The organism is Paenibacillus sp. cl123, from assembly GCF_900101595.1.
Lineage (GTDB): Bacteria > Bacillota > Bacilli > Paenibacillales > NBRC-103111 > Paenibacillus_G.
The window spans coordinates 112750-124789 of the sequence record NZ_FMYY01000018.1; the positions used below are offsets into that span (position 1 = coordinate 112750).

Annotated in this window: 12 protein-coding genes, 2 rRNA genes and 2 riboswitches; of the genes, 6 read left to right on the forward strand and 8 right to left on the reverse strand. The window is 54.4% G+C overall.

All coding sequences use genetic code 11. The features are described from left to right. Positions 1-14: 14 nt before the first annotated feature. The 6 genes from purS to BLR08_RS22925 form a co-directional block, all read right to left on the reverse strand. Entirely contained in the window at positions 15-263 is a 249-nt protein-coding gene (gene purS, locus BLR08_RS22900; RefSeq protein WP_072335397.1) for a phosphoribosylformylglycinamidine synthase subunit PurS, read from the reverse strand. Positions 264-289: 26 nt separating this feature from the next. Beyond that, complete coding sequence (locus tag BLR08_RS22905; protein WP_072335394.1) at positions 290-1177, reverse strand: phosphoribosylaminoimidazolesuccinocarboxamide synthase; 888 nt, start codon at positions 1175-1177, stop codon at positions 290-292. A gap of 98 nt (positions 1178-1275) precedes the next feature. Continuing rightward, complete coding sequence (gene purB, locus BLR08_RS22910; RefSeq protein WP_072335391.1) at positions 1276-2571, reverse strand: adenylosuccinate lyase; 1296 nt, start codon at positions 2569-2571, stop codon at positions 1276-1278. Between the two features lie 110 nt (positions 2572-2681). Beyond that, positions 2682-3881, reverse strand: a complete 1200-nt coding sequence (purK, locus tag BLR08_RS22915) for a 5-(carboxyamino)imidazole ribonucleotide synthase (protein WP_072335388.1) — start codon at positions 3879-3881, stop codon at positions 2682-2684. Beyond that, positions 3878-4363 carry a 5-(carboxyamino)imidazole ribonucleotide mutase gene (gene purE, locus BLR08_RS22920; protein ID WP_072335384.1) on the reverse strand — a complete coding sequence of 162 codons (486 nt, stop codon included), beginning with the start codon at positions 4361-4363 and terminating at the stop codon, positions 3878-3880. Before purE ends, purK begins: the two co-directional genes overlap by 4 nt. Before the next feature lie 174 nt (positions 4364-4537). Next, positions 4538-4639: riboswitch (purine riboswitch) on the reverse strand. 138 nt (positions 4640-4777) lie between these two features. Next, positions 4778-5467 carry a DUF6483 family protein gene (locus tag BLR08_RS22925; RefSeq protein ID WP_072335381.1) on the reverse strand — a complete coding sequence of 230 codons (690 nt, stop codon included), beginning with the start codon at positions 5465-5467 and terminating at the stop codon, positions 4778-4780. A gap of 162 nt (positions 5468-5629) precedes the next feature. Further along, a riboswitch (cyclic di-AMP (ydaO/yuaA leader) is annotated at positions 5630-5790 on the forward strand. Between the two features lie 3 nt (positions 5791-5793). On the opposite strand from BLR08_RS22925, the gene BLR08_RS32035 reads away from it, so the two are divergent. The 6 genes from BLR08_RS32035 (at position 5794) to BLR08_RS22955 (ending at position 11129) form a co-directional block, all read left to right on the forward strand. Further along, a complete protein-coding gene (locus tag BLR08_RS32035; protein WP_072335378.1) occupies positions 5794-6651 on the forward strand; it encodes a stalk domain-containing protein in 858 nt (285 codons plus the stop codon). Between the two features lie 179 nt (positions 6652-6830). Then, positions 6831-7529: a polysaccharide deacetylase family protein gene (locus BLR08_RS22935; RefSeq protein ID WP_072335375.1), complete on the forward strand. Its 699-nt coding sequence runs from the start codon at positions 6831-6833 to the stop codon at positions 7527-7529. 347 nt (positions 7530-7876) lie between these two features. Continuing rightward, positions 7877-8437, forward strand: coding sequence for a DoxX family protein (locus tag BLR08_RS22940; protein WP_072335372.1), 561 nt, complete (start codon positions 7877-7879; stop codon positions 8435-8437). 155 nt (positions 8438-8592) lie between these two features. Next, a complete protein-coding gene (locus BLR08_RS22945; RefSeq protein WP_072335370.1) occupies positions 8593-9366 on the forward strand; it encodes an AAA family ATPase in 774 nt (257 codons plus the stop codon). A gap of 109 nt (positions 9367-9475) precedes the next feature. Beyond that, positions 9476-9820, forward strand: a complete 345-nt coding sequence (locus BLR08_RS22950) for a PadR family transcriptional regulator (protein WP_072335367.1) — start codon at positions 9476-9478, stop codon at positions 9818-9820. Next, complete coding sequence (locus BLR08_RS22955) at positions 9804-11129, forward strand: FtsW/RodA/SpoVE family cell cycle protein (protein WP_072335364.1); 1326 nt, start codon at positions 9804-9806, stop codon at positions 11127-11129. Before BLR08_RS22950 ends, BLR08_RS22955 begins: the two co-directional genes overlap by 17 nt. A 155-nt stretch (positions 11130-11284) precedes the next feature. Here BLR08_RS22955 and rrf read toward each other — a convergent pair. Further along, a 5S ribosomal RNA gene (gene rrf / locus BLR08_RS22960) occupies positions 11285-11401 on the reverse strand. 222 nt (positions 11402-11623) lie between these two features. Next, positions 11624-12040 (reverse strand): 23S ribosomal RNA (locus BLR08_RS22965); the annotation flags it as partial.

The window sequence follows — 12040 nt, forward strand, 5'->3', positions numbered from 1 at the left end:
GCTCCTCCTTTGTCTTAAGCCTGAACCAATTCGAACCGGTAGTCTTCAATGACGGTGTTCGCCAGCAGCTTCTCGCACATGGCCTTCACGCGTTCTTCAGCCGCCGCGCGGTCCGCTGTATTCAGATCCACTTCCAGGTACTTGCCGATCCGCACCTTGCCGACCTCATCGAACCCCATCGAATGGAGCGCGCCTTGCACGGCCGTTCCTTGTACATCCAGTACGCTTTGCTTAATCGTTACATATACGGTCGCTTTGAACATTAGGAATGATTCCTCCCGGAAAATGGTTAGTTGGATGTCAAACGTTTGTAAATATCGCGGTACCGGCGGCTCGTCTCCACAACCACTGCGGCAGGCAGCGGCGCCGGCTCGCTGTTTTTGTCCCAATCGGTCGAAGAGAGGTATGTGCGGACCGGCTCCTTATCCATGCCGTCGATCTCGATATCGAGCTCATACTTGCTCTTGTCCCAGAAACGGGAGGAGTCCGGCGTGAAAATTTCATCGATCAGGATGATCTCGCCATCAATAAGTCCGAATTCGAACTTCGTATCGGCCAAGATGATGCCCCGCTCTTCGCAAAGCGCGCGCGCGAACTCGTACAGCCGGATGCTTTTCTCCTGCAGCTGAAGGGTCAGCTCCGCGCCGATCAGCTCCTTCATCCGCTCGATGGAGATATCCTCATCGTGGCCGACGTCGTTTTTCGCCGCAGGCGTGAAGATCGGCTCAGGGAAACGCTCGTTTTTGCGCAGACCTGCGGGCAGCTTGTGTCCGTTCACCTCGCCGGTCGCCTGATACTGTCTCCAGCCGCCGCCCGTAATATAGCCGCGGACGACGCATTCGATATCGATACGCTCAGCCTTCTTCGTGACCATGAAGCGGTCCTTCATCACATCCGCATCGGTGATCACATCCGCGATCCGCTCGATGTCGGCATGCACGACATGGTTCGGCTGAATCGCCGCCGTCTGCTCGAACCAGAACTTGCTGAGCGAGTTCAGCACGTCGCCCTTGTAAGGAACCGCCGGGCTGAGCACCCAGTCGAAGGCGGAGATGCGGTCGGTGACCGCGATCAGATAATGCTCGCCGAGGTCGTATAGCTCCCGGACCTTGCCTTTATACAGCAGCGGCGCTTTGACATACTCCTGCGCGCTGGAAATCGCCTGTTTCTCTCCCATGACCTGATTGGCCTCCTATTCGAACCTGTCTAGCCGGCTGCCGCAGCGTATGCCCCGCCTTGGCATCCGGCCTCATAACTCGCGTCCTAACTCGCGTCCTAGCTCAAGCCCAGGCGCTTGAAGATCGTATCGACATGCTTCAGATGCCAGCTCGGGTTAAACGCATCCTCGATCTCCTCGGCGCTCAGCACATCGGTAATCGCCGGCGTTTCCAGCACGATGGAGCGGAACGAGCGCTGCTCCTCCCATGCCTGCATCGCGCGCGGCTGCACGGTGTCGTAGGCCTGCTCGCGGCTGAAGCCCTTGTCGATCAGCTTTGTCATCACGCGGCCGGAGAACGGCACGCCGTACGTGCTTTGCATGTTGCGCTTCATATTCTCAGGGAACACGGTCAAGTTCTTTACGATGTTGCCCAGACGGTTCAGCATATAGTTCAGCAGGATCGTCGCATCCGGCAAAATGATCCGCTCAACGGAAGAATGCGAGATATCGCGCTCATGCCACAGCGTTACATTCTCATAAGCGGAGACCATATGGCCGCGGATAACGCGTGCAAGACCTGAGATGCTTTCGCAGCCGATCGGGTTGCGCTTATGCGGCATGGCCGAGGAGCCCTTCTGGCCCTTCGCGAACGGCTCCTCCACCTCGCGGAATTCGCTCTTCTGCAGCGCGCGGATTTCCGTTGCGAACTTGTCGAGCGAAGTCGCGATCAGCGCCAGCGTAGCCATGTACTCGGCGTGGCGGTCGCGCTGCAGCGTCTGTGTCGAGATCGGCGCAGGCTTGGTGCCGAGCTTGCCGCACACATACTCTTCGACGAACGGGTCGATGTTGGCGTAAGTGCCGACCGCGCCGGAGATTTTGCCATACTGCACACCATCCGCGGCAAACCGGAACCGCTCCAGGTTGCGTTTCATTTCCTCATACCAGAGCGCCATCTTCAGCCCGAACGTCGTCGGCTCCGCATGCACGCCGTGCGTACGGCCCATCATCGGGGTATCCTTGTAAGCAATCGCCTGATTGCGGACGATCTCCACGAAATTGATCAGATCGCGCTCGAGAATTTCATTGGCCTGCTTCAGCAGGTAACCGAGCGCCGTATCCACGACATCGGTCGAGGTCAGGCCATAGTGTACCCATTTCCGCTCCGGACCGACCTTCTCGGATACGGCACGGGTGAACGCGATCACGTCATGGCGCGTCTCCTGCTCGATCTCATAGATGCGGTCGATGTCGAAGGCCGCGTTCTTACGAAGCTCCGCCACATCCTCCTTCGGAATGACACCGAGCTCCGCCCATGCTTCACAGGACAAAATTTCAACTTCCAGCCATGCCTTGAACTTATTTTCTTCCGTCCAAATCGCGCCCATCTCAGGTCTTGTATAACGATCGATCATAGTCGTTCTCCCGCCTCCGTCTGCTTTACTTTTCTATTCTGCTTTTCCGACTTTTCCGGCCGTGTATCCTCACGCTATTACGCTATCCGCGCATTACGCTTAAACGCCGCTTAGTTCTTGCTTGTCCATACGCCTGAAGCTTCTATCCAGCGGAACGCCGCTTCCGGCGTATCCGCCAGCACGTTCACGTGGCCCATCTTCCGTCCGTTTTTGGCTTCCGCTTTGCCGTATAAATGAAGCTTCGCCGTCACGCCGGGCGCTACGGTCTCCGACTCCGGCCGCACGATCCAGTCGAGCAGCGGCTGAACGTGCTCGCCGAGCACATTCACCATCACGACCGGCTGCATCAGCCCCGGATCGCCCAACGGCAGGTTGCAAATGGCGCGCACATGCTGCTCGAATTGCGAGGTCCGGCACGCCTCCATCGTATAATGGCCGGAGTTATGAGGCCGCGGCGCCAGCTCGTTGACGAACAGCTCGCCATCCGCCGTCAGGAACAGCTCGACTGCGATCAGGCCGATCACGTCCAGCCCTTCGGCTATCGCCGCTGCCATCTTCTCCGCTCGCTCCACCACATCGGCAGCCACCCGCGCCGGCACGATGGACAGATGCAGGATATTGTTTACATGCTCGTTCTCCGCAGCCGGGAACGTCTTCACTTCGCCGCGCGGGCTGCGCGCCGCGATAACCGACAGCTCCTTCTCGAAGCGGATAAACTGCTCCAGTACCAGCTCCGTACCCGACTGGGCCAGCGTTTCATAAGCTTCGTCAATCTCCGCCTCGGAGCGGATGACCCATTGTCCCTTGCCGTCATAGCCGCCCATGGCGGTCTTCAGCACGCAGGGGAGCCCGAAGCGCCCTGCCGCTTCACGAAGGTCATCCGCGCTGCGGATCTCCGCATAAGGCGCTACCTTAACCCCCGCAGCTTCGATCGCCCGTTTCTCCCGCAGCCGGTGCTGTGTCGTGTAGAGCAGGCTGCTGCCCTGCGGCACGTACGATTCCTTCATAAGAAGGTCTGTTACGTTCGCGTCGACATTCTCGAACTCGTAGGTGATCACATCCGACAGCTTGGCAAGCTCTCTTGCCGCTGCAGCATCATGATAGGGCGCGATAATCTGCTCGTCCGCCACTTGACCGCAAGGCGAATCCGGCGTCGGGTCCAGGGTAGCGAAGCGGTAGCCCATCGCCCGTCCGGCGAGCGCCAGCATCCGTCCGAGCTGTCCGCCGCCGAGTACACCGATCGTGCCGCCCGGCGCGATCACCTTGGACGGATCATACGCACGCGCTTCCGTTTTCGTATTCGCCGTCATTCCAGCACACTCTTCTCTATGACCGTCTGCGCAATCCGCTCGCGCCGCTGCATGATCCGCTGCTGCAGCTGCGGATCGAAGGCCGCCAGCACCTGCGCCGCGTAGAGACCGGCGTTGGTAGCGCCCGCCTGGCCGATCGACATCGTGCCCACAGGCACGCCGCCCGGCATCTGCACGATCGAATAAAGCGAATCGAGCCCGCTCATCGTCGACGACTTCACAGGCACGCCAATGACCGGCAGCACCGTCTTCGCCGCCACCATCCCAGGCAAATGTGCGGCGCCGCCGGCGCCGGCGATAATCAGCTTGAGTCCGCGCTCGATAGCAGACTCCGCATATTGGAACATCAGGTCCGGAGTGCGGTGGGCCGATACGACCCGCTTCTCATAAGCAATCCCCAGCTCATCCAGAATCTCGCACGCATGCTTCATCGTTTCCCAGTCGGACTGGCTCCCCATAATAACGCCAACCTGCACAGACATGTTAAACCTCCGTTTACTGTCCGTTTCCGTTTCCCGGAAGCGGTCATATTGAGCCTTCCCTTACAATAAAAAACGCCCTTGGGACAACATGGAGCATAGCGCTCTTCAGTTATCGGCAGGACGACAAGAAACACCCCTAAGCGCAACTTAAGGCCAAGCACAACTTGTGCCGACCTCTTATTGACGCTTACTCGTAGTCCAAAAATTTAAGGTTTTCGGGTAGAGACTTTCGGGCCATATCCCCGACGTTATACGAGATTATTCAACTCCCAAGATGGCCGCGTTCCTGCCATTCTTTCACTCTCCCAGTTTAGCAGGGATTGACACATCATGTCAACTCTAAAACCCGAACATTCGATAATTATATAACTTCAATAGTTCGTATTTAAGCCTGTTCCAATCGGTTAATTCCGGCTATTCGCCAGACTGATTTTTCAAATCGATAAGTTCTTGGCGCGTTTGTCCAATTTCAGCCGCCGAGAGACCGCCCCGGATCAGCTCCGCTTCATCCAGCTGCGTCCATCTGTCCATCATTTTCAGGCCCCGTTCGACGATATCCCGTTTCATGACAGGCGAAGCCGCGGCTTCAGCCAATCCCAGCAAGTGAAACAAAGCATCCTCCGCCTTGGCCAAGCGGCCTGTTTCTTCATAATAAGGCATCAACAGCTCCAGCAGATCCTGGCCCTGCGGATACCGGCCCGCCGCTTCCAGCGCTTGTTCGATCCGCTGTTCAATTTCTTTTCTCAGCTCCTCATCCTCTTCGCTTTCTCGCACCAAGAGCAGCAGCTCGGCCCATCTGGCCCCTTCCCTGGAAGCCTGCTCCTGCTGGCCCTCCTCCATTAATATGACGCCGCGGGCCAGCATCATATCGCCCATCGCGAGCGCTTTGCCGGTATCCGGCCGGCCTCCCTGAGAGATCAGCTCCAGCAGATCCCGCACGGCCAATGCCTGAACCAGCTTGGAGTCGAGACCAACGAGCCGCTTCATCGCCTGATTCAATATTTGCATCCGCTCCTGCATAGCTTGTCCGCCTTTATGCATCATTTGTCCGATCACTTGCGCCGTCTGTTCGATGAGACGCATAATATAGTCCCTCTGATACATGCCTCCAGCTCCTCTCGATTCCTTTACTCTTTATTGTACCATTTGTTTCCCGTATGAGCTGTATTCTCTACTTGTTTCAATTGGATGCCGGATCTAAATGAGCCATTATAAGGAAGCCGCTGGATGAATTTATGCATTGAACGGCTTAGGACGTATATGATAAAGTCTTAAAAGCCGAATCGCACAGTTTTTGATGTACGTACGGGGGACGCAACACATGGGGTGAATAGACGATCTGCAGCCGGACTTCCAGCGGATCGCGCTTAGGGAAATCCTCTTCCCGAACCCGACAACTAACCTCGGAGGCTTGACAGGAGGGAAACGAATTGAATAAACACGTCAAAAGCATTCTGCTGGCATGCCTGTTCATGCTGCCCGCGGCAGTGACTTCTTCCGTGCCTGCCCATGCGGAGCTTCTTCATAAGGAAACCGATATCAAGGTGCAGATCAACGATCAGCTGATGCAGTTCACGGAAACCCAGCCTATCGTAGACAGCAGCTCCAAGCTTCAGGTGCCGGTCCGCGACCTTGCTGATAAGCTTGGCTATGAGCTGGATTGGCAGCCCGTGGGCTCTCAGATCCATATCACGATCGCCAAAGCTCAGCAGAAGCTTTCATTAACTACGGGAGAGCGTCAGGCAGCTTTAAATGAACAGCCTGCTTCGCTGGATACGCCTGCCCGAATCGTCGACGGCAGGGTCTATGTGCCTTTCCGGCTGATCGCCGATGCCTTCGGCTCCAGGACGCAATGGGATTCGCAGAATCGGATCGCGATCTTGTCGACGGACGGCCAATACTACGCTCCTGCCTGGTATCGCCCGCAAACGTTGACCAAAAACTATTCCAAGGCCATTGAAAATTACTCCAAGGTCATAGATGCGAAAGCGTCCGCCTACACCGCTTCGCCGAGTGAAAACGGCGGCTACGGCTCGCTTGACTATATGGGCAACCCGCTGCAGCTTGGCACCATCGCTGTCGATCCTGCGGTCATTCCGCTCGGGTCCAAGGTTTATATAGAAGGCTACGATCATGACGGTCTGCCGGTTGGAGGCATGTATGCGACGGCTACGGATACCGGCGGCGCCATCAAAGGGAATAAGATTGATATTTTCGTTCCGCAAAGCCGCGATCAGGTGATGAAATTTGGCATCCAGCAAGTTAAAGTTTATATTCTCGGCTCCTAGCAGCAGTCTTCCTGACTGCTGTTTTGCTTTGTTCGGCGATATACTGGCAGCCCAGTCGGTGAAAGCGGCCTTTCTCCTGTTTTATACGAAAAAGCAGTTAACAGGTTTTAGCGCTCATGCCTCCCTTCATTCTGACCAATACTAACAAGCAACATAACACTTGGGAGGTGGCGACGAAAGTGGAAACGGGAAAAAAAATCTGGCTGCTGGCGCTTTGCTTGCTGCTCGTCCCGTGCGGCCCCGTGCTGGCTGCCCCCGGCGGAGATGAAGTGGTCTGGAATGTAGAGACCGATCAGAAGCTGATTGCCCTTACCTTCGATGACGGCCCGAATCCCGTCTATACACCGCAGATTCTGGACCTGCTGCAGGCGTATGGGGCCAAGGGCACTTTTTTCGTGCTCGGCAAACGGGTTCAGATGTATCCTGCGATCGCCATCCGTGAGGTGAATGAAGGCCATGAGATCGCCAACCATACCTTTGACCATCATTACTTGAAAAATTATTCGCCCGACAGGCTTGTCAATGAGATCAGACAAACGCAGGACGTGATCTTCGATATTACCGAGCAGATGCCGCATGTGTTCCGTCCTCCAGGCGGGTTTTACAACGATCAGCTTCTGCAATCCATGAAGGAAGACAAACTGACAGTCGTCATGTGGTCCTGGTACCAAGACACGAAGGATTGGCGCAAGCCCGGCGCCAATAAGATCATCCAGCAAGTGCTCAGCAACGTGCACAATGGGGATATCGTGCTGTTTCACGATCTCGAAGGGGATTGCAGCCAGACGGTTGAGGCCCTGAAAGTGATTCTGCCTGAGCTGAAGGCAAGAGGGTATCAGTTCGTTACCGTATCCGACCTCATCTCCCGGACGCGTTAACGGAAAAGCCGGCGGGGGTGGCGGATTCAGCCCCCGTCTGCTTTTGCTCTACTGGCCAAGCTGTCGTCTCCTTCTGGCTGCCGCCATCTAATGTCCTGCTTTCTACAGCTCAAACTCCGATCTCCTCCTGGTGCCCGACATCTGCTGTCGTGCTCTCTACGGATCAAACTCCCGTCTGCTCCTACTCTCTTCCGGTCATACAAAATGAGCATCATTCCGGGGTTTTCAGCGAGTTTGCGCCCGCGCTATAATTTCTTTTTAACTTCTTTTATTTGTGATTTTTTTCACATACATACTTACTGAGGGGAGTTATACTTAAGCCATAAAGAACAAAGGAGCTGGTTCAAATGATGACATGGCTTAGAGAAAACCGATACGCTGCCGTATTGTTAACCTTCATTCGACTGTACCTCGGATTTAACTGGATGATTCATGGATGGGAGAAGCTGACTGCAGCCACCCCGTTCAACGCCGGCGGATTCCTGAAGAATGCGGTAGCCAATCCCGTTGTCGACAAAGCGACTAAAGAGCTGATCTACCCGAACTTTACAGCTTTTATCGAACATTTCGCCCTGCCGAATGCCAAGATCTTTAACTTCCTTATCCCGCTCGGCGAATTCCTGGTCGGTCTCGGACTTATCCTTGGCGCTCTGACAACGGCCGCCATGTTCTTCGGCCTTCTGATGAACTTCATGTTCATGTTCGCCGGAACAGTAAGCACCAACCCTTGGATGATTATGGTCGGCTTCATCATCTTCGCAGCCGGTGCCAACGCCGGTAGATTCGGACTTGATCACTACATTTTGCCTCTAATTAAAAAATGGACGCATCATCTGTTCCACAAAAATGACGCTGGCACCAAAGGAAAACCGATCGGCGGCAACCCGCTCGAACGCGCCGCCCACTAACCGCCGCTAGCTGCCCATCCTATTCCTGAACCGGGGATAGGAGTTTTTTTGCATTTGGATTCGAACGTAGGTTCGTGTTATAGTGTAGGAGATTGTAATTTTATGTTTGAGCGGTCTGCAGCAGACCTATTATTGCGCGAAAGGATTGTTGTCCAGTGCCTCCGACCCCACGCGACCCTTTTATCCGAAGTGTTGAGCTTGTGCGTGACCGTATTCCTTCTTTCTCGACATATCCGTTTCATTTGGACGCCGTGCGCAGCTTCTCCAGCTTGCCCCTGCATCCGAAGGTAACCTATCTGATCGGCGAGAATGGAACAGGCAAGTCCACCCTGCTGGAGGCGATAGCTATCGCCTGGGGCTTTAACCCGGAGGGCGGCACGATGAACTTTACGTTCTCGACGCATGCCTCGCATTCGGAGCTGCATCGCTATATCCGCCTGGTGCGCGGCATCAACCGTCCGCGTGACGGCTTCTTTTTCCGTGCGGAAACTTATTATAATTTGGCGACGAATATCGATGAGATGGACAGCGAGCCCGGAACCGGCAGGCGGATCATTGATTCTTACGGAGGAAAGTCACTGCATGCCCAATCTCATGGGGAATCGTTTTTTGCCGCTTTCGTTCACCGCTTCAGCGGTCATGGTCTATACATTCTCGATGAGCCGGAAGCAGCCCTGTCTCCGTTCAAGCAAATGTCCATGCTGGCCCGGATCCATTCCCTTGTGGGCAAAAACTCCCAGTTCATCATTTCCACACACTCCCCTATTCTGATGAGTTATCCCGATGCCGCGCATTATCAGCTTTCGGCAAGCGGCTTGCACAAGACGACGCTGGAGGATACCGATCATTATATAGTGACCAAGCAATTTATGACTAATCGCGAGCGTATGCTCAAGCATTTGCTGGAGGATGCTGCGAACGAGGAATAGAACAGGGCCAGCCGTTAGTTGACAAACTAATGGGCTGACACCTATGATAGTATACATAGATTTACGATACATAGTTATTCTATGTAAAGTGGAGAGGTGTATATAACTTATGAAGATTAGCAAAGAGCTGCTCAAAGGAACGACGGCCACGATGATTTTGACTCTGCTTTCCCGGCAAGCCCTGTACGGCTATGAGCTGGTCAAAGAACTGGAGGCCCGCTCGGGCGGCGTATTCAGTCTGAAGGAAGGCACCCTGTATCCGCTGCTTCATACCATGGAGGCTGAAGGACTGGTGGATGCCTCTTGGCTTGAGGTCGATGGACGCAAACGCAAGTATTATCACATTACAGATACCGGGAAAGCTCGTCTCCTTGAAAAAAAAGAGGAATGGACCTATTTCCGTCAAGCACTGGATCAGGTGTTGGGGAGGGAAAAGCGTGATTCGCTTCCATGATAACGTGCGCCGCTTTCTTGATGACGTATGCGCTGAAATCCGCTCGCGTGAGGCGCACCTGCCTATTCGCCAGGAGCTTGAGAGCCACTTGGAAAGCTTGGCGGAAGAACGGGAACTCAGCGGCTGCAGCCGCGAAGAGGCGCTGGCTTGGGCTATCGCCCAGATGGGCGACCCCCGCCTTATCGGGAAGGACCTGCATCGTATTCATCGTCCGAAGCCCGAATGGGGACTCATCACCATCATATTGGCATTCGCAGCCTTTGGCCTTATGGTTATATATGCGCTGGACCGCAGCAAGTCCTCAAACCCCGGAGTTTATCCGGATGCTATGCTATTCCTGATGCCTAAGCTAGCAGCAGTCGGTCTAGGATTAGCGATTATGGTTGGCTTGTACTTCTTCTCATACCGGAAGCTGCAGTCTATGAACTGGATTATATACGGAATTCTTGTGGCAGGTCTATTGCTTGTATCAACATTTAGCGGAGGCTCTGTTAACGGTTCCCTACGCTACTTATCTCTGGGTTCCTTCAACATCGATTGGATGGGAATCGCACCATTTCTGTTTGTCTTAACAGCGGCCGGATGTCTGCCAGAATGGTATGCAAAGCGAAAGCGTTTTGTTATCCACAATCTGGCCTTCTTGACCCCTGTTGTCGGCCTGCTGGTCTTATGTAAATCTACTCCCAATCTAGTTCTGCTCATCGTCGGTTATATGGCTGTTCTGGGCTCCGTCACTAAACGTTGGAAGACAACCTTAGCATTAGGTATAGGCAGCCTAGTCGGCTTCAGTGGGATTCGACTGGCCACGCGTCCATGGGAGATGGACAGGTGGCATGGGTACCTTTCTCCCGAGCAGGACCCCCATGGAAGCGGATATGTATACCGTAAAATTGCCGAAACCATCCAATCCGCCGGCTGGCTCGGACAAGGAGTAGACTCACCGCTTCCGCAATTTCCAGATATCCATAGCGGCCTTATCTTTACCTATAGCTTGTATAGCTTTGGATGGCTGGTTGGAATCGGATTTGCCGTAGGCGTTCTCTATATGCTGTCACGCTTATGGCACTCCTTTAAACAGGTGCGCGATCCGTTCGGCAAACATCTTGTTTTGGGGTTAGCCTCCATCATTGCCTTCCAGCTGGTATATAATCTGCTGATGGCGATCGGACTGTTTCCTTATTTGGACGTCCCGTTGCCTTTCGTCAGCTATGGCCTTTATCATGTGCTATATGAAATGGCTGCAGCAGGCATTATCCTCGGCATCTATCGTCGCAAAGATATGGGCTCCTCCTCTTTTAGAGCTACCTAGCTTAAAAGCTCTCCCGAGCCGCAAATGCTTACCAAATTCCTTAGGTCTTACGGTTCGGGAGAGCTTCATTCCTAGCCAATAAATTGGTTTTCCTGCCTCGTGCAAACATAAAAGAAGTCCGTACGGCTTAGGCCATACGGACTTCTTTTATGTTTGCTTGGCGACGTTCTACTCTCCCAGGACCCTGCGGTCCAAGTACCATCGACGCTGGAAGGCTTAACGGTCGTGTTCGGGATGGGTACGCGTGGTTCCCTTCCGCCATCATCACCAAACCGGATTTTTCGAGGATCGCTCCTCTGAAATCTCTGCGAGAAAATATCCCACAGTTCAAGGCGGCTTGCGCCTTGAAAACTGGATACGAAACATTGCTCTGCTGAATTTGTCGTTTTAGCTTTTGGGGCCCCCGCAAAGTACCAGGAATACGCTTCGTCAGCCTACTCTTCACTTTGTGGGGTATAGCCCATGCTTACGAAGTGGTTTACTCCGTAAACCTGTAGGATAAGCCCTCGACCGATTAGTATTCGTCAGCTCCACACGTTGCCGCGCTTCCACCCCGAACCTATCTACCTCGTCGTCTACAAGGGGTCTTACTTACTGGGAAATCTCATCTTGAGGGGGGCTTCACGCTTAGATGCTTTCAGCGCTTATCCCTGCCGTACTTGGCTATCCAGCCGTGCCTCTGGCGAGACAACTGGTACACCAGCGGTACGTCCATCCCGGTCCTCTCGTACTAAGGACAGCTCCTCTCAAATTTCCTGCGCCCGCGACAGATAGGGACCGAACTGTCTCACGACGTTCTGAACCCAGCTCGCGTACCGCTTTAATGGGCGAACAGCCCAACCCTTGGGACCTACTTCAGCCCCAGGATGCGATGAGCCGACATCGAGGTGCCAAACCTCCCCGTCGATGTG